The organism is Caulobacter sp. X (genome assembly GCF_002742635.1).
Taxonomy (GTDB): Bacteria; Pseudomonadota; Alphaproteobacteria; order Caulobacterales; family Caulobacteraceae; genus Caulobacter.
This window is the reverse complement of sequence record NZ_PEGF01000002.1, coordinates 1448153-1472842: the sequence shown is the minus strand read 5'-3', so window position 1 is coordinate 1472842 and position 24690 is coordinate 1448153. Positions and strand designations below refer to the sequence as shown.

The following is a 24690-nucleotide window of genomic DNA, read 5'->3' as shown; positions in this document are numbered from 1 at the left end:
GCCAAGGCCAGGGCGGCTCCTAAGAAACCGCCGCCCGGCCCTCCGGCGTCAGCGCCACCGCCGCGCCGATCAGCGCGGTGTGCGGATGCAGGATCACGTGGGTCGGGATCGCCTGGGTGAAGCTGGACAAGCGGCCCTTGGCCTCGAAGCGCTCGCGGAACGGGCTCTTCTCAAGGATGTCGATGATCCGGGGCGCGATGCCGCCGGCGATGAACACGCCGCCGCGCGCGCCCAAGGTCAGGGCGATGTCGCCGGCGGTGGAGCCCAGCACCGCGCAGAAGCGGTTCACGGTCGCCAGGCTGTCGGCGCAGCCTTCGACCGCGCGTTCGGTGATCTGCTTGGCGGTCAGGCTGTCGACCTTGCGGCCCTCGGCCTGGCCCAGGGCGACGTGCAGGTCTTCCATGCCGGGGCCCGACAGGATGCGCTCGACGGAGACGCGGCCGCCGTCCAGTTGCTGGGTCAGCAGGCGCAGCACCTCGATCTCGACCGCGTCGACAGGCGCGAAGGCGACATGGCCGCCTTCGGTCGCCAGAGGGATCTCGTGGCCGTGGCGGCGGACCAGACCCGCGACGCCGAAGCCGGTGCCCGGGCCGAGGATGGCCAGATCCCCCTCCCCCGAGGTCGGCAGCGCGCCGACCTGGCGGAGGTCCTTGGGCGCCAGACGCGGCGCGGCCAGGGCCTGGGCGGTGAAGTCGTTGATCAGCTTGGCGTTGCGGAAGCCGCCAGCGCGACGCAAGCCGTCTTCCGAGATCCGCCAGTCGAGGTTGGTCATGTGGACCTGGCCGTGGTCGATGGGACCCGCCACCGCCACCACCGCCTGATCGGCGTGCTTGACGCCGACCTTGCGCAGATAGGCCTCGATGGCGTCCTCGGCCGTGCCGTAGTCCTGGCCCTTGAAGGCGGTGGGCTCGATCAGGCGCGGGTCCGGACCGTCGAACTCGACCAGGGCGAAGCGGGCGTTCGTGCCCCCGATGTCGCCGACGAGGCCGAGACCCCCGCTGTGATTGCCGTCCATGACCTAGTGTTTCCTTACCCGAAGATGGAAGCGCCGGCGTCGGCGGCGCCGACCCCCGCTCGCATCCATCCGAACAGTTCCCTGCCAAAGCCCGGCTTGGCCGCCGGGACGTTCGCTGGCGCGCGGGCGAGCAGAGTCGCCTCGTCCACCAGGATCTTGAGTTCGCCGGTTTCGGCGTTGACGCTGATCACATCGCCGTCCTGGACATAGGCCAGGGGCCCGCCCTTGGCGGCTTCCGGCGTCACGTGGATGGCGGCCGGCGTCTTGCCCGAGGCGCCCGACATGCGGCCGTCGGTGACCAGGGCGACCTTGTAGCCGCGGTCCAGCAGCACCGAGATCGACGGCGACAGATTGTGCAGTTCCGGCATGCCGTTGGCCGACGGGCCCTGGAAGCGGACGACGACGACGACGTCGCGGTCGAGCTCGCCGCGCTTGAAGGCGGCGATGAAGTCCTCCTGCTCCTGGAAAACAGCCGCCGGGGCCGTGATCACGTGGTGCTCGGGCTTCACGGCCGAGATCTTCATCACGCCGCGACCCAGGTTGCCGGCCATCAGGCGCAGGCCGCCTTCCTTGCTGAACGGATCCGAGACCGGACGGACGATGGCTGGATCCAGGCTCTCGGTCGCGCCGTCGCGCCATTTCAGCTCGCCGCCGTCCAGGAAAGGCTCCTGAGCGTAGCGCGACAGGCCGGGGCCGGCGATGGTCAGGACGTCTTCGTGGACGAGGCCAGCCTTCAGCAGCTCGCGGATCACGAAGGCCATGCCGCCGGCGGCCTGGAAGTGGTTCACGTCGGCCGAACCGTTCGGATAGACGCGGGCCAAGAGCGGCGTGGCGCGCGAGATGTCGTCCAGATCCTCCAGCGTCAGCACGATGCCGGCGGCGTGGGCCATGGCGATCAGGTGCAGCGCCAGATTGGTCGAGCCGCCGGTGGCCATCAGCCCGACGACGCCATTGACGATCGACTTCTCGTCGATCATCCGGCCAACCGGCACGTACTCATTGCCCTTGGCGGTGACGGCGGCGGCGCGGCGCGCGGCCTCCTTGACCAGGGCCTCCCGCAGCGGGGTGTTGGGATGCACGAAGGCCGAGCCGGGCAGATGGAAGCCCATCAGCTCCATCAGCATCTGGTTGGTGTTGGCCGTGCCGTAGAAGGTGCAGGTGCCGGGGCCGTGATAGCTGGCCTGCTCGGCTTCGAGCAGCTCGGCGCGGCCGACCTTGCCCTCGGCGTAGAGGGCGCGGATGCGGGCCTTTTCCGAGTTGGGCAGGCCCGAGGTCATGGGCCCCGCCGGCACGAACAGGGCCGGCAGGTGGCTGAAGGTCAGGGCGCCGATCACCAGGCCCGGCACGATCTTGTCGCAGACGCCCAGGTACAAGGCCGCGTCGAAGGCGTCGTGGGTCAGGGCCACGGCGGTGGCCATGGCGATCACCTCGCGCGAGAACAGCGACAGCTCCATGCCCGGACGGCCTTGGGTGACGCCGTCGCACATGGCGGGCACGCCGCCGGCGAACTGGGCCGTGGCCCCGACCTCGCGCGCGGCGTCCTTGATCAGCGCCGGATAGGCCTCCAGCGGCTGGTGGGCCGACAGCATGTCGTTATAGGCCGAGACGATGCCGATGTTCGGCGCGTTCGGGTCGAGCGCGCGGACCTTGTCGACGCCCGGCGAGGCGGCGAAGGCGTGGGCCCAGTTGGCGCAGGACAGCTTGGCGCGGCCCGGCTGGCTGTCGATCGTCCGCTGCATGTTGGCCAGATAGGCCGCGCGGCTGTCCTGGCTGCGCGCCACGATGCGGGTGGTGACGTCTGCGATGACGGGATTGAGGCTCATGGCGTTACTCCGCCCAAAGGATGCGGACCTTGGCGCGGTCCTGCTTCAGGATGGCGGCGACCGGCAGGGCCGGATCGACGTCGCCTTCCAACAACGCCTTCTTGGCCGCTCCGGTGACCAGCAGCACGATCAAATCGGTGCGAGTCAGGGCGGCGAAAGTCAGGCTGAGACGCGGAATGTCGGGCGCGGGGTCGCTGGGCGGCACATCCAGGACCAGGCGGTCTGAGCGCGGGTCCAGGCCCTGGGCCAAGACCGGGTTGCCCGGGAACAGCGAGGCGAAGTGGCCGTCGGGACCGACGCCCAGCAGCACGGCGCCGAACGGGGTGGCGGCCTCGACGCCGGCCTCGGCGGCGCGGGCGCTGTCGGCGTGGCTCAGGCCGTCGACGTAGAGCGGCGCGAAGCCGGCCTTGGCCGCCTCGCCCACCAGCAGGTGACGGCGCACCAGGCCCTCGTTGCTGCTGGGATCGCTCGGCGGGACGAAGCGCTCGTCGGTCAGGGTGACCGTGATCTTGTCCCAGGGCGCGGTCAGCGTGGCGAGGCGATCATAGACGGGCGCCGGCGTCGTGCCGCCGGTCGCGGCGAAGCCCGTCCGACCCGCCGCGGCCACCGCGTTGGTCAGGGCGTCGACCAGGATCGACGCCGTGGCGTCATAGAGGGCTTCGCGCGAACCGAAGGCTTCCAGTTTCGGCATCGCCTAAGCCTTCCAGGACCGGCCGCCCGGCGAGATCAGCGCGTTGGCCGTCTGCGGCCCCCAGGTGCCAGCCGCATACGGCGCGGGATCGATGCCGGCTTCGGCCCAGGCGGCCGAGAGACCGTCGATGAAGCGCCAGGCCTGCTCGACCTCGTCGCGACGCACGAACAGGGTGCTGTCGCCGCGGAAGACGTCCAGGAACAGCTTCTCATAGGCGATGCGGCGGCGACCGCCCGTCTGGCTGAACGACAGCGACAGCGGCAGCGACTGCAGGCGCATGCCCTCTTCCGACAGTCCGGGCCGCTTGTTCATGATCGTCAGCGAGATGTCCTCATCCGGCTGTAGGTCGATGACCAGGCGGTTGGCGCACAGTTCGCCGTCGGTGGCGGGGCCGAAGATGTTGTGCGGCACCTTCTTGAACTGGACGACGATCTGGGTGCGGCGGTCGGGCAGGTTCTTGCCGGTGCGCAGGAAGAACGGCACGCCGTCCCAGCGCCAGTTCTCGATCGCCACCTTCATGGCCACGAAGGTCTCGGTCTTGGTCGGCTTGCCGACTTCCTCGACATAGCTGGGACGGGGACTGCCTTCGACCACGCCGGCCACGTACTGGCCGCGCACCGTGTCATGCGCCACGGTCTCCTTGGTGAAGGGGCGCAGGCACCGCAGCACCTTGACCTTCTCGTCGCGAACGGCGTCCGGATCGAAGCCCGAGGGCGCCTCCATGGCGACCAGGCACAAGAGCTGCAGCATGTGGTTCTGCACCATGTCCCGCAGCGCGCCGTACTCATCGTAGTAGGGCCACCGGTCGCCGACCTTCTCGGTCTCGGCGATGGTGATCTGCACGTGATCGATGGCGTTCCGATCCCACAGGGGCTCGAACAGCACGTTGGCGAAGCGCAGGGCGGTCAGGTTCTGGACCGTCTCCTTGCCCAGATAGTGGTCGATCCGGAAGACCTGGCTTTCGTCGACCACGGACGCCACGGCGGCGTTCGTGCGTTTGGAGCTCTCCAGGTCGTGACCCAGCGGCTTTTCCAGAATCAGACGGGTTCTCGGACCCGTCAGGCCAGCCGCCTGCAGCGCCTGGCAGGCCGGGCCGTAAATGCTGGGCGACAGCGAAAAGAAGATGACGAGGTCGCCGTGCGCGCCGATGCGCTCGGCCAGCTTCTTGGTGTCGTCCTCGCTGGTGATGTCGGCGGGCACATAGTCGAGGCGGGCGGCCAGGCGGCTCCAGGCCGCCTCCTCCACCGTCGCGCGCTTGCCCAGTTGCTCGCGCACCAAGGCCTTGTAGCTGTCGGCGTCATGGTCGTGACGCGCGACGCCGATGATCCGCATGTCATGCGGCAGCAGCCTGTCGACTTCGAGGAAGTACAGCGAAGGCAGCAGCATTCGCAGGGCCAAATCGCCCGCGCCGCCCAGCAGCACAAGGACTTCGCGGCCAGTCTCGCCGTCGTTCTTTTTGGTCACCAATGTCTTCCACCCTATGACAACGTTGTCATGACATGCCTGCGGCAGAATGGCAAGCGCGCGAGCTTGAGAGCCGAGCTGGAGAGGCCCTCCAACGCGAACCGAACCTCCCCGGCGAGGCGCCGAGCGAGCGGGCCTTACGTAGGACAAAGCCCGCGCCGCCGCCATAAGACCAATGGAGTTTCGACGAGGGTTTATTCACCCGTTCGGGCGGAAAGTGAAACGCCGTGCCTCTCAAGGTCACGAAACGGTCACGGCAAGGGACGGCTATGCCTTGCGGACGGCCAGGAGCCGTCAGCCGCCCGCGCGCGCCGCCGCGCCGGCAGGTTGTCCCGTGCGGAACTTGTCCTTCATCCGGGCGACCCAGCCGCTGAACGCCTCGTTGTCGGCGCTGACCTTGCCGAAGTCGGATGGCGAGACCGCCTCCGAACCCAGGCCCTGGAGCGCGACGCGCAAGCCGTCGGGATTGCCGGCGTTGTCGACGAAGCGCGTCCACCGCTGACGCAAACGGGCCAGCGACACGTCGTCATCGGCCAGGCTATAGGCCACCGACGCGCGCAGGAGTCGGGCCTCCTCGGCCGCCGACAGAGCGCCCTGCCCCTTCCAGCGATCGCCGAGCATCTTTTCGTATAGCGCCCCAGCGGTCGGCCAGGCGCGCTGCTTCCAGGCGATGTCGGCGCGAATCTCCTGGCCGTCCTTGGTGTTGTCGCGCTCGACCAGCTCGGCGGCGGCGTCGTAGCGGCCAAGGCCGATCAAGGCGCGGGCCGTGGCGACGCGGCGCTCGGCGTTCAAGGCGGGCGGCAGGATCGTCGTGCGGGTGGCGTTGATGGCGTTCAGCGCGTCCTCGGGACGCTTGTTCATCAGGTAGATCCAGGCCAGGTCGGTCGCGACCTGGGCCTTGGGCACGCCGTTCAGGCGGTTGTCGACCTGGTATTTCAAGAGCTTGGCGGCGTCATCCAGCAGGTCGACGTCCACCAGGCGACGCACCAGGTTGCGCACCATCTGGTCGCCGTCGGCGCCGATCGGGGTCAATTCCTGGAAGTCGTAGAACAGGCCCACCGCCTGGATCGGCTGCATGCCGTCGGCCAGGCCGTCCAGGAACAGCGCCCTGAAGGTGCTGGAGATCTCGCTCTGCAGCGCCAGGGCTTCAGGGCGGTCCGAACTGGGCCTGCCCGCCGAGCGCATGACCTCCAGCGCCTCGCGATAGCGGCCCTGGTCGATATAGAGCTTCCCGAGGGCGCGGATGACGTCCATCTCGACGCCGTCGCCGCGCCAGCGATAGCGGAGCTGGTTCAGGGTGTCGGCCGCCTTGGCCGCGTTGATTTCGCGCTTCTCGTATTGCAGGCGCGTGGCGTGCAGCAGGGCCGGCGCGGCCAGATTGTCGTACGGCGCCTTGGCGATGGCCTGGAACATCTTCTTGGCGCGGACCTTCTCGCCCTTGGCCTCGAAGATGCGGGCCTGAACCAGGCGAATGGCCAGCTGATCCTTCACGGGGACCTTCGGCTGGTCCAGCGCCTTGGCGATGGACTGCAGGGCGCCCGTCAGATCGCCGACGCCCAGCGCCGCCTCGGCCTGAGCGCTCAGGAACCGCGCCTTCCAGATTGGCGGAAACAGATCCAGCGCCCGGCCGCCGTTCGAGAACTTGGTCCGCGCGTCCAGCCACTGGCCGTTCTTGGTCGCGATATAGCCCCGCCACAGCGCGCTGGACGGCTCGTCCGCCAGGACGGGCGAGGAGAAGTCGGCGTCGGCTTCCGCATAACGACCGGCCAGCACCCGGGCCACGCCGCGCAGCCCCCGGAACTCCGGATTGGCCATCATCGTCTGGTGCTGGCGCGCGCCGGCGTTCAGCACGCCGATCGCCTCGAACGACATTTGCGAGCCGACCAGGAAGCGCGCGAGAGCCAGGCGCGCGGCGACGTCGGCGTTCTCGTCCGGCGCGGCGCTGACAGCGTTCTGCAGGGCGTTGTAGCGGGCCAGGAAGCCGCCGGATCCCAGCTTTGGCCATGCCTCCAGATCGATCAGGGCCGGCATCGACAGCGGCTGGGGCGCGCCGGCGACGGCTTCTTCCGGCGGCGCGGCGGCCGAGGCGGGCGACAGCGCCAAGCCCTTGGGCCGACCGATGCGAACCTCGTCGGCGCTGGCCTGGACCATCAGGTCCGAGGCGTAAGCCTCCGCCGCCAGGCCTTGCGCCGATTGCAGCAGGGCGAACTCGACATAGTCGCGGCGCGAGGACAGGCCCTTGGCCGGCGGCAGGGCCGGCGCGACGATGATCTTGTCCCCGACGGCCGGGTCGTCGACCCAGATGGCGCGGGTGACGCCAGCCACGGCCGCCGACAGCGCCGCCGACGGCGCGGCCTCGTCGCGGTTGATCTGGATGACGTCGGGGCTCTGCTGCGGTCCCGGACCGAAGCTGATGCGCCAGGTCGGACCCGAGCCGACCGCCACATAGGGCTCGCCCACCGGCGCCACGATGCGCAGGGCCGAATAGTCCGAGCCCTTCAGCGCCTGGATCCGCGCATAGCGGGGCGTGTTGGCTGGCAGCTTTGAGATATCGATCCGCGCGGGCGTGTCGAAGACGATCCAGACGGCCTCCCCGCGCCGGAACACGGCGGCGCCGGCGGGGGCGGCCCAGGTGAACGACAGGGTGACCTGGCCGTCGGCGCGCTCGATATCCGCCCTAACGACGCCGTCGCGCGGCATCGGGTTGGGACGCCCCACCGGCGGCGCGGGCGCGGCGGCTGGCGTGGCCTGGGCGGCGGCCAGCGCCCCGTCCTTGGCGAAGATATTGACGAAGCTGACGCCGTCGGCCGTCCCGACCTTGAAGTCCGCCTCGGCGGCCAGGGTCAGAACCAGCTCCAGCGAACCGCCCACATGGCGGGCGTCGGCGCTCTTCACCCAGCGCGGCGGGGCGATCTTGAGGGCGGAGAGATCGGGATTGGCGTCGCGGCTGAACCGCAGGATCAGCTTGTCGCCCTCGCGGCGCGCGGCCATGCGAGCCGCGCCGCTCCAGTGAAACTCGACCCGGGAGAAGTCCGCCGCCTGCGCGACACGCACGTCCAGCGCCGACCGCGCCGCGACAGGCGGCGGCGCGGCGTAGCCGGACGGCGCCAGCACGCCCGCGATGCACGCGGCGGCGACGCTGGATCGCAGGAGCTGGCGAAGGGTCATGAGCCTCCCTTAACCGGCCTTCTTGGGCGCGCCAGCCAGCGGCGCGCCAGCGGCTTGCTGGCCCGGCGCGGCGGCCTGGGCGCCGTTGTCGGCGACGGCGGCCTTGCCCTTCTCGACCACGGGATTGGCGAGGCGCGCGGCCAGGCGTTCGGTCAGGACCTTGGCGTCGGCCGGAGCCATGTTGGCCAGGATCATCGCCAGGGTGCGTTCCTTCATCTTGGCGGCGATCGGCAGGCGGACCTCGTCCGACAGCAGGGTCATGCGAGCGGCGGCGTCCTTGGGCTTCATGCCCTGATAGACGGTGACCAGACGATCGACCTCGGCCTGTTTCTGGGAGTCGACCTGGCCCAGCAGGCCCTGGATGTCGCCCTTCAGGCCGGTCAGGGCCTTCATCTTGGCGTCCAGCTTGGCCTCGGCGGCGGCCAGCAGCTGCAGCTGGACGTCGATGTCCTGCTCGCGCTGGTCCAACTGGCCGCGACGCGCGCCCAGGCTCTGCAGCACGCGCAGCTCGGCGGGCGAGAGACCGGCCTCCTTGGCCAGCGCGTCGGCCGACGGCGCGCAGGCGCGCGGCAAGCTCTGCGGCGCCTTGGCGGCGGCGGGTTGGCCCGCGCCTTCGGCCGAGGGCGCGCCCTCGCCAGCCTTGCCTTCCGGCTTGACCGCGCCTTCAGCGAAGGCCTTGGCGCCGCTCAGCATGTCCGGCAGCGACTTGGCGCCGGCCAGGGCGTTGATGGCCAGCACGCCGCCGACGGCGACGCCAACCAGGGGCAGGATGCGCGGAACGTTCTTCATCGGCGGGCTCTGGATTGGGGTCCGGGACGCGGGGGCTCGCCCGGTCCGTCGAAGAGGTCATCATCGATCCGCGCCCGTGAACGAGGGGTTTCGGCGGGCGCGACAGGCGCGCCCAGGATCGGGCGAGCGCTGGGCGGAAGGCGATCTTCCCGCTCCAGCAGGCGTTCAAAATCCTCGGCCTTCAGGCGACGCTCGGCGGAAGGCGGCGGAGCCTCCACACGCCCCCGAACCGGCGCCGGCGCCTCACGCTCGGGGCGAGCCGGCGGCGGACGGCTGATCCGCTCGTCCAGCTGGGCGGCCAGGGCCTGGGCGCGCTCGATGCGGATCGCCAGGGTCTCGGCCGCCTCGTCGGTGGCGGCGCGCAGATCGGCCAGGCCCTGCTCGGCGCGGGCGGCGGCCTGGTCGAGATCCTTCACGGCCTTGGCGAAGCCCTCGTGGCTGTCGCGCAGCGCCTTCAGGCGGCGCTCCAGACGCCAGCCGAAAGCCAGCGCCACGATCAGCAGCACCGCCAACAAACCGTTCATGGCGAAAGCGACGAGACTCATTTCAGCTTCTGCACGGCCTTCTTGGCGGCCGGCGTCAGCGGCGCCTCGGCGCGGATGGCGATCGAGTGATTGCGACGGCCCATGCGGCCGCGGGTCAGCGGGATGGCCCCGGCGCGCAGCTCGACCAGGCTGTCAGGGGTGGCGTTCAGCATCAGGGTGTCGCCGACCTGCATGTTCAGCACGCGCGACAGCGGCAGCTGCTGCTCGTCGAGCACGGCGCGAACCTCCATCTGGGTGGTCCAGAGTTCGGTGGCCAAGTGGCCTTCCCAGATGTTGTCGCGGCCGAACTTCTCACCCATGAACTGCTGCAGCAGCATCTTCCGGATGGGTTCCAGCGTGGCGTAGGGCAGCAAGAGCTCGATGCGGCCGCCGCGGTCTTCCATGTCGATCCGCAGCTTGACCAGGATGGCCGCGTTGGCGGGACGGGCGATGGCGGCGAAGCGCGGGTTGGTCTCCAGGCGGTCCAGCGAGAAGGCGACCGGATGCAGCGGTTCGAAGGCGCTCTTGAGGTCGTGCAGCACCACCTCGATCATCCGCTGCACCAGCACGCGTTCGATCGTGGTGTAGGGCCGGCCTTCGATGCGCATCGCCGCCGTGCCGCGACGGCCGCCCAGCAGCACGTCGACGATCGAGTAGATCAGGTTCGAGTCGACCGTCAGCAGGCCGTAGTTGTCCAGCTCCTCGGCCCGGAACACCGCCAGGATGGCCGGCAGCGGGATCGAGTTCAGATAGTCGCCGAAGCGGATCGAGCTGATGTTGTCGAGGCTGACCTCGACGTTGTCGGACGTGAAGTTCCGCAGGGACGTCGTCATCAACCGCACCAGGCGGTCGAAGACGATTTCCAGCATCGGCAGGCGTTCGTACGACACCAGCGCCGAGTTGATGATGGCGCGGATGCCCGTGCGGTCCTCGGAGCCGTCGCCCGACAAGTCGAAGCCCAGCAGGCTGTCGATCTCGTCCTGGTTCAGGATGCGTTCGGAGCCGCCCTCGCCGCCGCCGTCGTCCCAGCCGGCCATGCCGCCCGAGAAGTCGCCGAACTCGTTGACCCCGTCGCCGCCGGCGTTCTCAGCGCCCCACTGATCGTTTTCGTCCGCCATGATCGTTCGCCCCAACCAGCCCGAAGGCTCAGTTGATCAGCATCTCCTCGATGAGGACCGCGTTCACCTTAGCCGGCGCGGCGACCAGGTTCACCCGGCGCAGCAGCTCGACGCGCAGTTGGTAGGTGCCTTGGCTGCCGTTCAGGTCTTCGGGACGCAGTTCGCGCAGGAACGTCTGGAACATGTCCTGCAACCTGGGCAGATTCGGCGTCAAAGCCTCGGCCGTCTCTTCGTCCGGCAGCTCGAAAGTCAGTTTCAGCTTCAGGAAGGTCGACTTGCCGTCGGCCGTCTGCATGTTCACGACGATGTCGGGCAAGGTGTAGAACACCACGCCGTCCGGACCTTCCTTGATCACCGGCGCGGGACCCGCCGCGGCGGCCGCGCCGCCCTCGCCTTCCTTCTTCTCGCCGTGACCGCCTTCCTTCTTCTCTTCCTTCTTTTTCTCTTTCTTTTCAGCGCCATGCTCGCCGGCTTCGGCCGCCGGCTTGGGCTTCAGGAGAAAGAAGGCCGCAGCGCCGCCGCCGCCCAGGACGAGGACGCCGGCCGCGATCGCGATGATGAGAATAGGCGGCTTCTTCTTGGCGGGGGCTTCGCCTTCGGCGCCCTCTTCACCTTCCGGAGCTTCCTGATCGTTCTGAGCCACGCGCGCGGTTCCTTGGAATCTATATCTCTTACTCATGCGCGAGCATGGTTAACGATGTGTTTTGGAGGCCATTTGGTCGCAGGCTGAATCTGCCCGGCAGAGTCCGACCAACACCCCCGCATTAACCTTTCTATTTGCTGTTTTTATTGAACTTTTCGCTCTGGCACGAAGGTTGCTTCAGGAGGTGCGGCGCATTTGTCGCGCCAGCCGCCCGAGTTAACTCGTCATGGACAACGCGCTTTACGTCGGCCTTTCGCGCCAACTGACGCTTCGCCGCGAGCTGGACATCGTGGCCAACAACATCGCCAACGCCAATACGACGGGCTTCAAGGTCGAGGACCTGATGGTCCGCACCGAGCAGGCCAAGCCGGCCAAGACCCTGGACGGGTCGGCCCCGGTCAAGTTCGTGCTGGATAGCGGCGTCGCCCGCGACTTCACCCAAGGCGCCATGACCAAGACGGGCGGCGACTTCGACCTGGCGATCGAGGGCAACGGCTTCTTCCGCGTCCAGACCGGCGGCGGCGAGCGCTACACTCGCGACGGTCGCTTCACGACCAATCCCCAGGGCCAGATCGTCACCCAGGGCGGTCATCCAGTGCTGGACGAGGGCGGCGGGCCGATCAACATCGACCCCGTCCTGGGCCCGGTCAGCATCGGCAAGGACGGCATCGTCACCCAGGGCGCGGTCCGGGTCGGCAAGATCGCCGTGGTTCGCCCCGACAACCTGGCCTCGATGGCCAAGGACGGCGACAACCTCTACCGCAACACGACCAACACCACCCCGCAGCCCGCGCCGGACGCCGTCGTCCACCAGGGCATGCTGGAAGCCTCCAACGTCCAATCCGTCGTCGAGATCACCAAGCTGATCTCGGTTCAACGCGCCTACGAAAGCGTCGCCAAGATGATGGACAACACCTCCGAACTGTCCCGGACCGCCGTCGAGCGGCTGGGCAAAGTCAACTAAGGGACGCTAGCCCATGCAAGCTCTCCGCACCGCCGCTTCGGGCATGGCTGCTCAGCAGCTGAACGTCGAAGTCATCTCGAACAACATCGCCAACATGAACACCGTTGGCTTCAAGCGCCAACGGGCCGAGTTCCAGGACCTGCTGTACCAGACGATCGAGCGCGCCGGCTCGCAGTCGTCCAGCGACGGCAACATCGTCCCGACCGGCGTGCAGGTCGGCGGCGGCGTCAAGGCCGGCTCGGTCTATCGCATCACCGAGCAAGGCACCCCGACCCTGACCGACAACCCGCTGGACGTCGCGATCCAGGGCAAGGGCTACCTGCAGATCCTGCTGCCCTCGGGCGAGACCGCCTACACCCGCGCCGGCAACTTCTCGACCAACGACCAGGGCCAGATCGTCACCGAGGACGGCTATCAGGTCCAGCCGGGCATCACGGTCCCGCAGAACGCCACCGACATCATCATCAGCAAGACCGGCCTGGTGCAGGTGAAGCTGGACGGCCAGACCCAGCCCCAGACGATCGGCCAGCTGCAACTCGCCAACTTCCTGAACGAGGGCGGCCTCGAGGCCATCGGCGACAACATGTTCCTGGAGACCGCCGCCTCGGGCGCGGCCAACCTGGCCGTGCCGGGCCAGCCGGGTTTCGGCTCGCTGCTGCAGCACTACACCGAAGCCTCGAACGTCGACTCGGTCTCGGAAATCACCGCCCTGATCACCGCCCAGCGCGCCTACGAGATGAACTCCAAGGTCATCACGACGGCCGACCAGATGCTGCAGACCACTTCGCAGATGAGGTCGTAAGCCGATGAAAGCGCTGCTGATCGCCGCCGCCGCCCTCGCCTTCGCCGCTCCGGCTCTCGCCGGGACGCCGGTGAGCCTGCGGATGGACACCACCGACGCGGACGGCCGCGTCACCCTGGGCGACCTGTTCGACGGCGTCTCCGGCGCCGCCGCCAACCTGGTCGTCGCGCCCCGCATGGGCCCTAGCGCCGTGCTCGACGCCGGCCAGGTGCAGATGTTCGCTCGCCGCGCCGGCTTCGACTGGGACAACAGCCAAGGCATCCGCCGGATCATCGTCCGCGAGGGCGCCGACAACGGCGGCGCCTCGACCCGAGCCGGCCTGGCCGGCGCCGCGCGCGGCAACGTGGAAGTTCTTGCCTACGCCCGCAGCCTCTCGGTCGGCGAAATCGTCCAGCCGGAAGACCTGGTCTGGGCGAAAATGGCCGGGGCCCCGGCCGACGCGCCGCGCGACTCGGACGCGGTGATCGGCCTGGCCGCCAAGCGCCCCCTGCGTGAAGGCGCCGCGGTCTCGACCCGCGACGTGACCGCGCCCCAGGTCATCAAGACCGGCGACCTGATCACCGTCACCTACAGCGACGGCGGAATTTCCCTTTCGCTTCAAGGCAAGGCCATGGCCGCCGCCTCGACCGGGGACGTGATCGCCGTCCAGAACACGCTGTCGAAGAAGATTATCCAGGCTGTCGCGACGGGCCCTGGCTCGGCCGCCGTCGGCCCGCAGGCCCAAGGCTTGCAAGCTCGTTCGCAACCCGTCCGTTTCGCCGCTCGCTAAGAGGCTCTGACCCATGCGTCGCCCCGCTCTCATCGCCGCCACCCTGCTGCTGGCCCCGCTGGCCGCCTGCTCCACCGTCAAGGAAGCCGTGAAGGGTCCGGACCTGGCCCCCGTCGGCTATCCCGCCGCCCTGGCCCCGATCCAGCAGCAATATGTTTCGGCCCGCGAACCGGCCCCGCAGGCCGCCTCGGCCAACTCGCTGTGGCGGGTCGGCGCGCGCGCCTTCTTCAATGACCAGCGCGCCAGCCGCGTCGGCGACATCCTGACCGTGATGATCGACATCGACGACAGCGTCGACACCAAGAACCAGACCTCCAGCTCGCGCGCCGCCACCACCAAGGCCGGCGTCCCGCATCTGCTGGGCCTGGAATCGAGCCTGGGCAAGGTGCTGCCGGGCGGCTTCGATCCGGCCAACGCGCTGGAGACCGGCTCGAACACGACCAATTCGGGCGCGGGCAGCATCAAGCGCTCGGAGAAGATCAGCCTGACGATCGCCGCCGTGGTCAGCCAGGTCCTGCCGAACGGCAACATGGTGATCCAGGGCACCCAGGAGGTCCGCACCAACGCCGAGCTGCGCCAGCTGACCGTGGCCGGCATCGTCCGTCCGGAGGACATCTCCTCGGCCAACACCATTCGCCACACGCAAATCGCCGAGGCCCGCATCAGCTACGGCGGCCGCGGCGACATCAGCCGCGTGCAGAAGACCCCGGCCGGCCAGGCGCTGGTTGAGCGCTTCTCGCCGTTCTAGGCCGGGCTTAGAGGCCAATCTTCACGGGCGCGGCGACCAGGCGGTCTCCGCGCCCGTTTCGCTTTCAGGAGCCATTCAGGTCCAAGCCGCGTTGATCGCATGAGGAGGACCTCCATGCCGCCCCGCGCCCTTCCGATTGTCGCCTGGCTCCTGGTCGCCGGATTGACCGGCTGCGCGCACGAGAAGGTCGCAGCGACCGGCTATCGGTGGTCCTATCTGGCCGACGCCGGCGAGGATCCCCGCCTCGCTTACGGCCGCCCCAACAGCGACGACGTCGTGCTGATGATGCGCTGCCGGCCCGACGCGGGCGAGATCGACCTGTCCGCCGTCGGCCTGTCAGGCGGCGAGCTGGTGCTGACCTCGGGCCGCAGCGAGAGCCGTTTCGCCGCCGCCAAGGTCGACGACGCCATGAGCGAAGGCCTGATGGAGGCGCGCGGCAGCGCCAGCGCTCCGGCGTTTCAGGCCTTTCGCAAATCGGGCGATCTGACGGTGCTCGCCAAGGGTCAGCGCCATAGTCTGGCGGCCGACTCCAAGGATCGGGCTGACGTGCGGGCCTTCTTCAAGGCGTGCGGGGCTTAGGCCCGGACTTAAAGGCTTTCCGGGCTCACGCCCGGCGGCCCGCGCCCGCCGCGCTGACATTGTCCATGCCGAGCGCCGACAGCGCGCCGCGCAAGATGCCCTCGGCGTCGAGGCCGGCCTGGGCGTACATGGCGTCGGGCTTGTCCTGGTCCTGGAAGACGTCGGGCAGGCAGAGCGTGCGGATCTTCAGGCCGCGATCCAGCGCGCCGTGCTGGGCCAGGGCCTGCAGCACGAAGGCGCCGAAGCCGCCCATCGCGCCTTCCTCGACCGTGACGATCGCCTCGTGCTCGCGCGCCAGGCGCAGCAGCAGGTCGAGATCGAGCGGCTTGGCGAAGCGGGCGTCGCAGACGGTGGCGGACAGGCCGCGCGCGGCCAGCAGGTCGGCGGCCTTCAGGCTCTCCGACAGGCGCGTGCCGAACGAAACGATGGCGACGCTGGTCCCTTCGCGGACGATGCGGCCCTTGCCGATCTCCAGCGGCTCGGCGACCGCCGGCATGTCGAGGCCCAGGCCCTCGCCGCGCGGATAGCGGAACGCCGAGGGACGGTCGTCGATCTCGGCGGCGGTGGCGACCATGCGAGCCAGCTCGACCTCGTCGGCGGCGGCCATCAGCACCATGCCCGGCAGAGCGCCCATGAAGCCGATGTCGAAGCTGCCGGCGTGGGTGGGGCCGTCGGCGCCGACCAGGCCCGCGCGGTCCATGGCGAAGCGCACGGGCAGGCCCTGGATCGCCACGTCGTGGACGACCTGGTCGTAGCCGCGCTGCAGGAAGGTCGAATAGATCGCCGTGAATGGTTTCATGCCGTCGGCGGCCAGGCCCGCGGCGAAGGTCACCGCGTGCTGCTCGGCGATGCCGACGTCGAAGGTGCGATCCGGGAAGGCCTTGCCGAACAGGTCAAGACCCGTACCCGAGGGCATGGCGGCGGTGATGGCGACGATCTTGTCGTCCTTCTCGGCCTGCTTGATCAGCTCCTGGGCGAAGACCTTGGTGTAGCTGGGCGGGCCGCCGGCCGACTTCTGCTGCTGGCCGGTGACCACGTCGAACTTGACCACCGCGTGCAGCTTGTCGTCGGCGCCCTCGGCTGGGGCGTAGCCCTTGCCCTTCTGGGTCACGCAGTGGACCAGCACCGGCTTGTCGGCGAAGGCCTTGGCGTTCTTGAGCACGCTGACCAGGGCGTCCATGTCGTGGCCGTCGATCGGGCCGACATAGTGGAAGCCCAGCTCCTCGAAGAAGGTGCCGCCCGTGACCATGCCCCGGGCGTATTCTTCCGCCTTGCGGGCCGCCTCGCGCATCGGGCTGGGCAGCTTCTCGACCACCGTCTTGCCCAGCTTGCGCACCGAGCGATAGGCGCCGCCCGAGACCAGGTTGGCCAGGTAGGCGCTCATGCCGCCCACCGGCGGGGCGATCGACATGTCGTTGTCGTTGAGGATGACGATCAGGCGCTTGGTCGTGTCCGTCGCCGCGTTCATCGCCTCATAGGCCATGCCCGCGCCCAGCGAGCCGTCGCCGATCACGGCGATGACGCTATTGTCCTCGCCCCCATTGGCCACTCGGGCGTCGCGCGCGGCGCAGAAGCCGAGCGCCGCCGAGATCGAGGTGGCCGCGTGGGCCGCGCCGAACGGGTCGTATTCGCTTTCGGCGCGCTTGGTGAAGCCCGACAGGCCCCCGCCCTGGCGCAGCGTGCGGATGCGGTCGCGGCGGCCGGTCAGGATCTTGTGCGGATAGGCCTGGTGGCCGACGTCCCAGATGAGAATGTCCTTGGGCGTCTCGAACACGTGGTGCAGGGCCACGGTCAGCTCGACCACGCCCAGGCCCGCGCCCAGGTGGCCGCCGGTCACCGACACCGCGTCGATCGTCTCGGCGCGCACCTCGGCCGCCAGCTGTTTCAATTCGCTGACGGACAAACCTCGCGTGTCGGCGGGCGAGGCGATGGTGTCGAGCAAGGGCGTTTTGGAAGACATGTCGGAAGAAAGCGCGGTCAGTTGCGGCGGTCCAGCACGAAATCAACGCTTTCGCGGAGATGTTCGGCCCGCTCGCCAAAAATTTCGAGATGGGAACGCGTTTGTTCGGCCAAAAGCGTCACGCGCTCTTTCGCCGCGTCCAGTCCCAGCAGGGTGACGTAGTTGGCCTTGCCCTTGGCGGCGTCCTTGCCGCCGGCGGCCTTGCCCAGGGTCTTTTCGTCGCCCTCGGCGTCGAGGATGTCGTCGACGATCTGGTAGGCCAGGCCCAGGTCCTGGGCGAAGGCCATCAGGGCGTGGCGCTCGGACTCCTTGGCGCGGGCGATGATCAGCGGGATCTCGAAGGCGAAGGCGATCAGCGCGCCGGTCTTCAGTCGCTGCATGCGGGCCACAGCGCCCAGATCGTCGCGGACGCCCAGGATGTCGATCATCTGGCCGCCGACCATGCCGCGCGCGCCGGAGGCGATCGCCAGCTTGCGCACCAGCTCCGAGCGGATGTGGGCGTCGTCGTGGGTGTCCGGATGGGCCATGATCTCGAAGGCCGCCGTCTGCAGGGCGTCGCCCGCGAGGATGGCGGTGGCCTCGTCATACTGCTTGTGCACGGTCGGACGACCGCGGCGGACGTCGTCGTCGTCCATGGCCGGCAGGTCGTCGTGGACCAGGCTGTAGGCGTGGATGCACTCCAGCGCGCAGGCCGCCCGCAGCACCGGCCGCTCGGGCAGGTCGAACATCTTGCCGGTCTCGAGGGCGAAGAACGGCCGCAGGCGCTTGCCCGGCCCCAGCGCCGCATAGCGCATGGCTTCGGTCAGGCGGCTCTCCGGACCATCGGCCCGAGGCAGCAGCTCATCGAGCGCCACGGTGACGATGTCGGCGGCCTGGACGATCCGGCGGGCCAGGTCGGAGGCGAGGTCGGTCAAGGGCGGCTCCCCTGGCTCAGCGGACGCGCGCCGCCCATCAGTTGAACTCGGCCGCTTCGGCGGACACAGCCCCGCCCTGCCCGAGGACGATCTTCTCGACCTTCAGGCGCGCGGCTTCCAGCTTCTTCTCGCAGTGGGCCTTCAAGGCCGCGCCGCGCTCGTAGATGTCGATCGAGCGCTCCAGCGGCGCCTGACCCGATTCCAGCTCAGCCACGATCCGTTCCAACTGCGCCAGGGCTTCCTCGAAGCTCAGGGCGGAGATGTCGGCGGAAGGGTTCGTAGCGTCGGTCATTGCAACTCTCGGGTGTGCGGATCTAAGCCTAGAGGCCCGCAAGCTCATCGACAACGGCCTAGAGCTTGCCGTTGGTTAAGGGAAGAGGGTTTGAACTCAAGCGCGGCGGAAGCGCTTGATGCTCCAATAGCCGTGTCCTTGATCCAACAGCTTGGTCAGGCCGCGCTGCTTCAGTGCGTCGGCGATCATCCAGTTGAAGAAGCCGTGGGCCAGGACCAGCACGTCCTGGCCGGAGTCCGAAAGCTCGATCAGCAGGTCCGCCGCCTGCCCGGCCCGGGCCTCGGCCGCCTTGCGCGTCTCCTGGCCGCCGTGATGGTCGAAGAACCACCACCAGAACCGGGCGAAGAAGCCCAGACGCTTGGGCGACATGCGGATCCAGAGCGGCCAGGGCGGCGGCGGCAGCGGCGCCTCGATGAAGGTCGGGTCGGTCGCGAAGGCGCGGTCGCCGACCACCGCCCGCGCCGTTTCGATCGAGCGGCGGCGGGTCGAGGCGATGATGACGTCGGCGCTCTTCGCCAGCTCCACCAGGCTGGCCGGCGGAACCTGCCCTTCCTTGAGGCCGCCCTCCTCGTACCGCGCCCACCAAGCCCCGTATTCGGGCGCGTTGAGGCGCACCTTGCGCGACAAGGCGGGTTCGCCATGGCGGGCCAGGGTGATGACGCCCGGGCGGGCGATGGGGGATGCGTGGTCGGCGGTGACGTCGGCCATATTGAAGAGAGAGCGGAAATCCCGTCCTCTCGTTCCTCCTGGAAAAACGCGTGCGCGCGGCGGCGGCGAACGCCCCGGCTCCGGACGGTGGTAGCCCCCCTGGCCCGGCGACACAACCCGCCCGTCGCTTGAAGGCTCAGGTCATGGCAGCTACTCAGGTCGCCATGACCGACACGCTCCGCCGCGCCACGATCGACGACGCCGACACCCTGTCCAGCCTGGGCGCGCGCACCTTCGCCGAGACCTTCGCGCACCTCTACCCGCCCGAGGACCTGGAGACCTTCCTGGCCTACGCCTACGGCCTGGAGCGCACGCGCAACGACCTGGCGCATCCGGACAAGGCGTCGTGGATCCTGGAGGACGAGCACGGCGAAGCGATCGGCTACGCCCTTGCAGGCCCCTGCGACCTGCCGCACGACGACGTGAAGCCCGGCGATGGAGAGCTGAAGCGCCTCTATCTGCTCAAGTCGCATCAGGGCGGCGGCCGGGGCTCACGCCTGCTGAACACGGCGCTGGAATGGCTGGAGAAGGACGGTCCGCGTCCGCTGTGGATCGGTGTCTGGTCCGAGAACTTCGGCGCGCAGCGGCTGTATCAGCGGCTGGGGTTCGAGAAGGTCGGGGAGTACTTCTTCCCGGTCGGCGAGACGCGGGATCTGGAGTTCATCCTGCGACGGGGGTGAGCTCGAATAGCGCCCCCTCCGGCCCTTCGGGCCACCTCCCCCGCTTCGCGAGGGAGGATGATTGCCGCCATCCTGCCCCGCTTGCGGGGGAGGTGGATCGCCGCGGATACGCGGCGAGACGGAGGGGGCGTTGCGCAGGCTCGCATTAGGCCCCACAATCCGAACAACCGTTCGAAAGCCGCGCCGATGTTCCTTCGCTTCTTCTCCGAGCTCCGCCAGGCCAAGGTTCCCGTGTCCTTGCGCGAATACCTTCTGCTGATGGAGGCCCTCGACAAGGACGTCATCGACCGCACGGTCGAGAACTTCTACTTCCTGTCGCGCGCCAGCCTGGTGAAGGACGAGAAGAACCTCGACAAGTTCGACCGCGTGTTCGGCCACGTCTTCAAGGGCCTGGAGACCGTCAACGAGGGCCTCACCGCCGACATCCCGGAAGAGTGGCTCAAGGCCCTGACCGAGAAATTCCTCACCGACGAGGAAAAGGCCCAGATCGAGGCCATGGGCGGCTTCGAGAAGCTGATGGAGACCCTGCAGGAGCGCCTGCGCGAGCAGAAGAAGCGCCACGAGGGCGGCAACAAGATGATCGGCTCGGGCGGGACCTCGCCGTTCGGGAACAACGGCTACAATCCCGAAGGCGTGCGGATCGGCCAGGACAAGAGCCGCCACGGCCGGGCGGTGAAGGTCTGGGACAAGCGCGAGTACAAGAACCTCGACGACAGCGTCGAACTGGGCACCCGCAACATCAAGGTCGCCCTACGCCGCCTGCGAAAGTTCGCCCGCACCGGCGCGGCCGAGGAACTGGACCTGAACGGCACGATCAAGGGCACGGCTGAGAAGGGCTATCTAGACATCCAGCTGCGGCCCGAGCGCCGCAACGCCATCAAGGTGCTGATCTTCTTCGACATCGGCGGCTCGATGGACGGCCACATCAAGCTCTGCGAGGAGCTGTTCAGCGCCGCCAAGACCGAGTTCAAGAACCTGGAATTCTACTACTTCCACAACTGCCTCTACGAGACGGTCTGGAAGGACAACAAGCGCCGCCACACCGAGAAGATCCCGACCTTCGACGTGCTCCACAAGTTCCCGGCCGACTACAAGGTGATCTTCGTCGGCGACGCGACCATGAGCCCGTACGAGATTACCTATCCGGGCGGCAGCGTCGAGCACTGGAACGAAGAGCCCGGCGCGATCTGGATGCAGCGCGTCACCGACATCTACCAAAGCTGCGTCTGGCTGAACCCGACGCCCGAACGGCACTGGGACTACACCCAGTCCATCGGCGTGATGAAGCAGATCCTGTCCGACCGGATGTATCCGCTGACCCTGGAAGGCCTGGACAAGGCCATGCGCGAGCTGGTTCGCGGCTGAGGGAAGCTACCGCGCCGGCGCCGTCTCGCCGAAGAAGTTCGTGTCGATCACGGGCTGCCCCACCACCGGGACAGCCGGCGCCGCGGCGTGGTCGGCCTCGATCGTGGCCCCGATGCGGAAGGTCGCGGTGTTGGCGCCGCCCAGCAGGATGAAGACGTCCTCGTGTCCGTCGCCATCGATGTCAAAGCCCACGCGCGTACCCGCCACCGTGCGGGTGACGTCGGCGACAAGATGCGCCGTCGCCTCGCCCAGCACAGCCTCTTGAGCGGCCAGCACATCGCTGACGGCCGTCGTGCTGACGACGGTGAGCTGCCCCTTGCCCAGGACGGCGAGATGGTCGCCCTGAGCGGCGGCGTAGTCGAGGACCACGCCCAGAAGCGCCTCGGCCTTGTTCGTCGGCGCCTTGGCCGAGATCAGGAAGGTGTCCGCTCCGGTCCCCCCGCTGGCCACCACGCGGGCGTTCATGACGATCCGGTCGTTTCCGGCGCCGCCATCAATGCGGTCGATCCCGCTGCGCGCGCCGCCGCCGTCGATATGGTCATCCCCGGCGCCGGCGCGGATCACGTCGCCGTCCGCCGTGCCGACGACGTTGTCGTTGCCAGGGGTGCCGTTGATCACCGACGCCGTCCCGGCGAACCCTTGCGTACCGCCAGCCTCGCCTGTCTTGGGAGCGTCAGACTGCTGGAGCTGGGCGGGAGGCTCCGAGGTCGGCGGCGCGATCGCGATCGTCTGCGCCTGCGCCGCCTTTGACACCAGGAGACCCGCCAGGGCCGACCAAGGCGCCTCGATCGCCGACGCCGTGACGCCTTCGGGCTTGATGGGCGGCTGGGTCACGTTCTCGTTCGCCGGCGCGTCCAGCGGGACGCCGCGGCTTTCGGCCCGATCCTCGCCGAGGTTGAGAGCGGCGATCAGCTTGGACGCCACGCCTTCGATCGCCAGATCGTCGCCGCGCGGCAGGCTGCCGAAGTCCAGGCGAGAGATTTCGCCAAAGCCGGCGTCGCGCAGCTCCAGGTAAAGACCGACCGCGATGACCAGCGACAGGAAGGACTGCGCCTCGCGACTGGCGGGATTGAAGGACACGACCACGCCCGCCGGCTCCTCGGACGCGCCCGAAGCCAGCATCTGGCGCAGCGCGCTCCACAGGCTGCCGACCTGATGGAACATGTCGACGGCGGCGTCGTGGACGACGAACTGGCCGTCAATCCGGGCCACATGGACCAGCACGTCCTGGTTGGCGTCGGTCACGACGTACCAGGGGTCCCCGGAGTCCGTCTGGCCGAAGATGGCGTCGACCTCGCCGTAGCTCTTTTCCAGATGCTGGGTGAGCAACAGCAACAGGCCCCGCTCGCTGGCGGTCCAGTCTCCGGCCGGCGGCCGGGGCGCGAAGGCGAGAACTTCACCCATCGCGGCGCTCGTCAGCCTTGCGCCGCCCGCTCGGCGACGGCCGGCGCGTCCGCGTCGGCGGCGCCTTCGAACAGCAGTCGGTGGAGCTCGGGCTCATAATAGCGCAGCAGGGTTCGAGCGAATTGGCTGGGATCCAGGCCGAGGCTTTCGGCCCAGACGGCCTGGGCTTCGATCGGCACCCGTCCCAGGCCGTTCTCAACCTGGGATACAAACGTGTAGTAGCGCAGTCCGGTCCTCTCGGCCAGTTCCGCCTGGGTCAGACCCGCGGCCTCGCGCGCGGTCTTCAGCCAGCGCCCGGCTTCACGTCGGAGAGACTTGGTCAGCGCCGCCTTGGCGGGATTCATCGCCGTTCGTGACATCGCAAAGCCGTTTCAGCGCTCCCAGGTGAGCGCCCCCTAGTTGTTACACATTGCATAAAAACGCAACAACCTGTTGCGCGGCGCGTTCGGCCCCTTGCGAACCAAGGAACCATGAACTACAGTTTTTACGCAACTATTTTGAACGCAGCGAGCGCATGTACATCGCCATCGATTCCACCGCCACCCGCGTCGCGTCAGCGAAGGCGTCCCCGCGCGTGTCGGTGATCATGGTCGTCTATATGACCGGCCCCGCGCTGATGGAGAGCGTCCGGCGCGTGCTGGCCGAGCCCGTCGTCAGCGAGTTCGTCATCGTCGACAACGGTTCGTCCCTGGCCGACGCGGCCTGGCTGCGCGAACTGGCCCGGCGCGAGCGGCGCGTGCGGCTGCTGCAGGGGTTGGGCAATATCGGCTTCGCCCGCGCGGCCAACCTCGGCGCGACCAGCGCCAAGGGCGACGCCCTGGTTTTTCTCAATCCGGACGCCTTCCTGACCCCGGGCGCCATCACCGCGCTGCTGGACGCCGCCCGCGACCGGCCCTCGCCGTGCGTGATCGGCGCCCGGGTCTTCAACACCGACGGAACCGAACAGCGGGGCGCGCGGCGCGGCGAGATTACGCCCGTCACGACCCTGCTTAGCCTCTCGAAGCTCAGCGCCTTACTGCCCCCGCTGCGCCGCTTCGAGATCCACCGGGAGGGTGAGCCCCCGCCGCCCTACCCGGTGGACACCCCCACCATCTCCGGCGCCTGCTTCCACATGTCGGCCGAGGATTTCCAGGCCCTGGGCGGCTTCGACGAGGGCTATTTCCTGCACGTCGAAGACATCGACCTGTGCTGGCGCGCCCGGCGTCAGGGCGGCAGCGTGCTGTTCCAGCCCAACGCCCACATCGTTCATGTCGGCTCGACCAGCCGCGAGAGCCCGCTCGTGATCGAATGGCACAAGGGCAGAGGCCTCGTGCGCTACTTCCTCAAGCGCGCCGATCGGAAACGGCGCAAGGCGCTGGCCCTGGCCCTCGCCCCGCTGATCCTGTTCACCGCCGTGGCCCGTCCGCTGCTGCGCCAGTTGCGACGCGGCCGGATGGGGCGCCCGGTCGAACGCCTGCGCCCCGTCTTGGCGGAAAGATCGATCTCCAGCGCCCCGTCGGCGTAATTTGCATTGTACGGATCGATCTTGACGCTTGCGCCAAATTCGAACGGTCGTAAGACTTCCCCACGGGTAAAGGGGATTATCGAGTGAGTCCGACGACCGACGCCGCCGCCTCCGTCGAAACCGAGGGCGCGGAGACCGAAGCCGCCACCAAGAACCTGGTGTTCGTCGCCGCCGAGCGTCTGTTCGCGTTGCACGGCTTCCAGAACGTCTCGGTGCGCGACATCACCGCCGCCGCCGGCGTCAACCTGGCCTCGGTGAACTATCACTTCGGGTCCAAGGACGCGTTGCTGTTCGAGATCTTCAAGCGGCGCACGGCCGAGCTCAATCGCGAGCGGGCCAAGATGCTGCACGAGGCCAATGACCGCAACGCCGGCTCCCCGCCGCTGCGCGAGATCCTGGCCGCCCTCCTGACCCCGCCCCTGCGCTGGCTGGCGCCCGACCACGAGCGCCGCATCTCGCTGCAGTTCCTGATCCGCGCCCGCAGCGAGGGCACCGACGAGATCCGCCAGGTGCTGAAGACCGACGTCTCGCACCTGCGCCGCTTCTCCGACGCCCTGCTGCGCGCCCGCCCCGACCTGTCGCCGGAAGAAGTGTACTGGCGCCTGCACTTCACGCTGGGCATGCTGCACAACAACCGCTTCGCTGAGTTCGACCGGCTGAACGTCCTGTCGGAAGGCCAGACCAGCGAAGCCGACGTGTCCGCCCTGCTGGAGCGGATGCTCAACTTCGCCGAGGCCGGCTTCCGCGCTTAAGCGGTTCGGCGGAA

Annotated in this window: 24 protein-coding genes; 9 read left to right on the top strand and 15 right to left on the bottom strand. The window is 68.7% G+C overall.

Going from position 1 to position 24690, the window contains the following annotated elements; genetic code table 11:
- Nucleotides 1-19: 19 nt before the first annotated feature.
- The 9 genes from glk to fliL form a co-directional block, all read right to left on the bottom strand.
- Nucleotides 20-1015: a glucokinase gene (glk, locus tag CSW60_RS19330; RefSeq protein ID WP_099538790.1), complete on the bottom strand. Its 996-nt coding sequence runs from the start codon at nucleotides 1013-1015 to the stop codon at nucleotides 20-22.
- Between the two features lie 14 nt (nucleotides 1016-1029).
- Nucleotides 1030-2838: a phosphogluconate dehydratase gene (gene edd, locus CSW60_RS19325; protein ID WP_099538789.1), complete on the bottom strand. Its 1809-nt coding sequence runs from the start codon at nucleotides 2836-2838 to the stop codon at nucleotides 1030-1032.
- Between the two features lie 4 nt (nucleotides 2839-2842).
- Complete coding sequence (pgl, locus tag CSW60_RS19320) at nucleotides 2843-3529, bottom strand: 6-phosphogluconolactonase (RefSeq protein ID WP_099538788.1); 687 nt, start codon at nucleotides 3527-3529, stop codon at nucleotides 2843-2845.
- A 3-nt stretch (nucleotides 3530-3532) separates the two neighbouring features.
- A complete protein-coding gene (gene zwf / locus CSW60_RS19315) occupies nucleotides 3533-4993 on the bottom strand; it encodes a glucose-6-phosphate dehydrogenase (protein ID WP_099539189.1) in 1461 nt (486 codons plus the stop codon).
- A 294-nt stretch (nucleotides 4994-5287) separates the two neighbouring features.
- Nucleotides 5288-8161 (bottom strand): endoglucanase, encoded by a 2874-nt coding sequence (locus CSW60_RS19310; RefSeq protein WP_099538787.1) that lies wholly within the window; start codon nucleotides 8159-8161, stop codon nucleotides 5288-5290.
- A gap of 9 nt (nucleotides 8162-8170) precedes the next feature.
- Nucleotides 8171-8950: a MotE family protein gene (locus CSW60_RS19305; RefSeq protein WP_099538786.1), complete on the bottom strand. Its 780-nt coding sequence runs from the start codon at nucleotides 8948-8950 to the stop codon at nucleotides 8171-8173.
- Entirely contained in the window at nucleotides 8947-9495 is a 549-nt protein-coding gene (locus CSW60_RS19300; RefSeq protein ID WP_099538785.1) for a DUF6468 domain-containing protein, read from the bottom strand. The genes CSW60_RS19305 and CSW60_RS19300 overlap by 4 nt, the downstream gene beginning before the upstream one ends.
- A complete protein-coding gene (gene fliM / locus CSW60_RS19295) occupies nucleotides 9492-10592 on the bottom strand; it encodes a flagellar motor switch protein FliM (RefSeq protein WP_099538784.1) in 1101 nt (366 codons plus the stop codon). The genes CSW60_RS19300 and fliM overlap by 4 nt, the downstream gene beginning before the upstream one ends.
- Before the next feature lie 28 nt (nucleotides 10593-10620).
- The gene (gene fliL / locus CSW60_RS19290) at nucleotides 10621-11271 is read right to left on the bottom strand and encodes a flagellar basal body-associated protein FliL (protein WP_099538783.1); all 651 of its coding nucleotides are present in this window, start codon (nucleotides 11269-11271) and stop codon (nucleotides 10621-10623) included.
- 190 nt (nucleotides 11272-11461) lie between these two features.
- Here fliL and flgF point away from each other — a divergent pair, with 190 nt between their 5' ends.
- The 5 genes from flgF to CSW60_RS19265 all read left to right on the top strand — a co-directional run bounded on the left by flgF (nucleotide 11462) and on the right by CSW60_RS19265 (nucleotide 15097).
- Nucleotides 11462-12199 (top strand): flagellar basal-body rod protein FlgF, encoded by a 738-nt coding sequence (flgF, locus tag CSW60_RS19285; RefSeq protein WP_099538782.1) that lies wholly within the window; start codon nucleotides 11462-11464, stop codon nucleotides 12197-12199.
- Between the two features lie 13 nt (nucleotides 12200-12212).
- Nucleotides 12213-13001, top strand: coding sequence for a flagellar basal-body rod protein FlgG (gene flgG / locus CSW60_RS19280; protein ID WP_099538781.1), 789 nt, complete (start codon nucleotides 12213-12215; stop codon nucleotides 12999-13001).
- Between the two features lie 4 nt (nucleotides 13002-13005).
- Nucleotides 13006-13770, top strand: coding sequence for a flagellar basal body P-ring formation chaperone FlgA (gene flgA / locus CSW60_RS19275; RefSeq protein ID WP_099538780.1), 765 nt, complete (start codon nucleotides 13006-13008; stop codon nucleotides 13768-13770).
- A 13-nt stretch (nucleotides 13771-13783) separates the two neighbouring features.
- Entirely contained in the window at nucleotides 13784-14518 is a 735-nt protein-coding gene (flgH, locus tag CSW60_RS19270) for a flagellar basal body L-ring protein FlgH (protein WP_099538779.1), read from the top strand.
- A gap of 114 nt (nucleotides 14519-14632) precedes the next feature.
- Nucleotides 14633-15097 carry a hypothetical protein gene (locus tag CSW60_RS19265; RefSeq protein WP_099538778.1) on the top strand — a complete coding sequence of 155 codons (465 nt, stop codon included), beginning with the start codon at nucleotides 14633-14635 and terminating at the stop codon, nucleotides 15095-15097.
- Between the two features lie 25 nt (nucleotides 15098-15122).
- Here the strand turns inward: CSW60_RS19265 and dxs are convergent, their stop codons facing one another.
- The 4 genes from dxs to CSW60_RS19245 form a co-directional block, all read right to left on the bottom strand.
- Entirely contained in the window at nucleotides 15123-17057 is a 1935-nt protein-coding gene (gene dxs, locus CSW60_RS19260) for a 1-deoxy-D-xylulose-5-phosphate synthase (RefSeq protein ID WP_099538777.1), read from the bottom strand.
- A 17-nt stretch (nucleotides 17058-17074) separates the two neighbouring features.
- Nucleotides 17075-17971, bottom strand: coding sequence for a polyprenyl synthetase family protein (locus CSW60_RS19255; RefSeq protein ID WP_099538776.1), 897 nt, complete (start codon nucleotides 17969-17971; stop codon nucleotides 17075-17077).
- Between the two features lie 37 nt (nucleotides 17972-18008).
- Nucleotides 18009-18263: an exodeoxyribonuclease VII small subunit gene (locus tag CSW60_RS19250; RefSeq protein ID WP_013078521.1), complete on the bottom strand. Its 255-nt coding sequence runs from the start codon at nucleotides 18261-18263 to the stop codon at nucleotides 18009-18011.
- Nucleotides 18264-18359: 96 nt separating this feature from the next.
- Nucleotides 18360-18971: a histidine phosphatase family protein gene (locus CSW60_RS19245; RefSeq protein WP_099538775.1), complete on the bottom strand. Its 612-nt coding sequence runs from the start codon at nucleotides 18969-18971 to the stop codon at nucleotides 18360-18362.
- A gap of 143 nt (nucleotides 18972-19114) precedes the next feature.
- Here CSW60_RS19245 and CSW60_RS19240 point away from each other — a divergent pair, with 143 nt between their 5' ends.
- Nucleotides 19115-19651: a GNAT family N-acetyltransferase gene (locus tag CSW60_RS19240; RefSeq protein WP_099538774.1), complete on the top strand. Its 537-nt coding sequence runs from the start codon at nucleotides 19115-19117 to the stop codon at nucleotides 19649-19651.
- Nucleotides 19652-19837: 186 nt separating this feature from the next.
- Nucleotides 19838-21016, top strand: coding sequence for a VWA domain-containing protein (locus CSW60_RS19235; protein WP_099538773.1), 1179 nt, complete (start codon nucleotides 19838-19840; stop codon nucleotides 21014-21016).
- Between the two features lie 6 nt (nucleotides 21017-21022).
- Here the strand turns inward: CSW60_RS19235 and CSW60_RS23535 are convergent, their stop codons facing one another.
- Complete coding sequence (locus tag CSW60_RS23535; RefSeq protein ID WP_099538772.1) at nucleotides 21023-22420, bottom strand: calcium-binding protein; 1398 nt, start codon at nucleotides 22418-22420, stop codon at nucleotides 21023-21025.
- Nucleotides 22421-22431: 11 nt separating this feature from the next.
- The gene (locus CSW60_RS19225) at nucleotides 22432-22779 is read right to left on the bottom strand and encodes a helix-turn-helix domain-containing protein (protein WP_099538771.1); all 348 of its coding nucleotides are present in this window, start codon (nucleotides 22777-22779) and stop codon (nucleotides 22432-22434) included.
- Nucleotides 22780-22934: 155 nt separating this feature from the next.
- On the opposite strand from CSW60_RS19225, the gene CSW60_RS19220 reads away from it, so the two are divergent.
- Together CSW60_RS19220 and CSW60_RS19215 are read left to right on the top strand one after the other, a co-directional pair.
- The gene (locus CSW60_RS19220) at nucleotides 22935-23924 is read left to right on the top strand and encodes a glycosyltransferase (RefSeq protein WP_099538770.1); all 990 of its coding nucleotides are present in this window, start codon (nucleotides 22935-22937) and stop codon (nucleotides 23922-23924) included.
- An 83-nt stretch (nucleotides 23925-24007) separates the two neighbouring features.
- Complete coding sequence (locus tag CSW60_RS19215; RefSeq protein WP_099538769.1) at nucleotides 24008-24676, top strand: TetR/AcrR family transcriptional regulator; 669 nt, start codon at nucleotides 24008-24010, stop codon at nucleotides 24674-24676.
- The last annotated feature ends 14 nt before the right edge of the window (nucleotides 24677-24690 follow it).

Excerpts from the sequence above, each read along its gene's own strand:
- glk (WP_099538790.1), bottom strand. The coding sequence starts at position 1,015 with ATGGACGGCAATCACAGCGGGGGTCTCGGCCTCGTCGGCGACATCGGG.
- edd (WP_099538789.1), bottom strand. The coding sequence starts at position 2,838 with ATGAGCCTCAATCCCGTCATCGCAGACGTCACCACCCGCATCGTGGCG.
- pgl (WP_099538788.1), bottom strand. The coding sequence starts at position 3,529 with ATGCCGAAACTGGAAGCCTTCGGTTCGCGCGAAGCCCTCTATGACGCC.
- CSW60_RS19310 (WP_099538787.1), bottom strand. The coding sequence starts at position 8,161 with ATGACCCTTCGCCAGCTCCTGCGATCCAGCGTCGCCGCCGCGTGCATC.
- CSW60_RS19305 (WP_099538786.1), bottom strand. The coding sequence starts at position 8,950 with ATGAAGAACGTTCCGCGCATCCTGCCCCTGGTTGGCGTCGCCGTCGGC.
- CSW60_RS19300 (WP_099538785.1), bottom strand. The coding sequence starts at position 9,495 with ATGAGTCTCGTCGCTTTCGCCATGAACGGTTTGTTGGCGGTGCTGCTG.
- fliM (WP_099538784.1), bottom strand. The coding sequence starts at position 10,592 with ATGGCGGACGAAAACGATCAGTGGGGCGCTGAGAACGCCGGCGGCGAC.
- fliL (WP_099538783.1), bottom strand. The coding sequence starts at position 11,271 with ATGAGTAAGAGATATAGATTCCAAGGAACCGCGCGCGTGGCTCAGAAC.
- flgF (WP_099538782.1), top strand. The coding sequence starts at position 11,462 with ATGGACAACGCGCTTTACGTCGGCCTTTCGCGCCAACTGACGCTTCGC.
- flgG (WP_099538781.1), top strand. The coding sequence starts at position 12,213 with ATGCAAGCTCTCCGCACCGCCGCTTCGGGCATGGCTGCTCAGCAGCTG.
- flgA (WP_099538780.1), top strand. The coding sequence starts at position 13,006 with ATGAAAGCGCTGCTGATCGCCGCCGCCGCCCTCGCCTTCGCCGCTCCG.
- flgH (WP_099538779.1), top strand. The coding sequence starts at position 13,784 with ATGCGTCGCCCCGCTCTCATCGCCGCCACCCTGCTGCTGGCCCCGCTG.
- CSW60_RS19265 (WP_099538778.1), top strand. The coding sequence starts at position 14,633 with ATGCCGCCCCGCGCCCTTCCGATTGTCGCCTGGCTCCTGGTCGCCGGA.
- dxs (WP_099538777.1), bottom strand. The coding sequence starts at position 17,057 with ATGTCTTCCAAAACGCCCTTGCTCGACACCATCGCCTCGCCCGCCGAC.
- CSW60_RS19250 (WP_013078521.1), bottom strand. The coding sequence starts at position 18,263 with ATGACCGACGCTACGAACCCTTCCGCCGACATCTCCGCCCTGAGCTTC.
- CSW60_RS19245 (WP_099538775.1), bottom strand. The coding sequence starts at position 18,971 with ATGGCCGACGTCACCGCCGACCACGCATCCCCCATCGCCCGCCCGGGC.
- CSW60_RS19240 (WP_099538774.1), top strand. The coding sequence starts at position 19,115 with ATGGCAGCTACTCAGGTCGCCATGACCGACACGCTCCGCCGCGCCACG.
- CSW60_RS19235 (WP_099538773.1), top strand. The coding sequence starts at position 19,838 with ATGTTCCTTCGCTTCTTCTCCGAGCTCCGCCAGGCCAAGGTTCCCGTG.
- CSW60_RS23535 (WP_099538772.1), bottom strand. The coding sequence starts at position 22,420 with ATGGGTGAAGTTCTCGCCTTCGCGCCCCGGCCGCCGGCCGGAGACTGG.
- CSW60_RS19225 (WP_099538771.1), bottom strand. The coding sequence starts at position 22,779 with ATGTCACGAACGGCGATGAATCCCGCCAAGGCGGCGCTGACCAAGTCT.
- CSW60_RS19220 (WP_099538770.1), top strand. The coding sequence starts at position 22,935 with ATGTACATCGCCATCGATTCCACCGCCACCCGCGTCGCGTCAGCGAAG.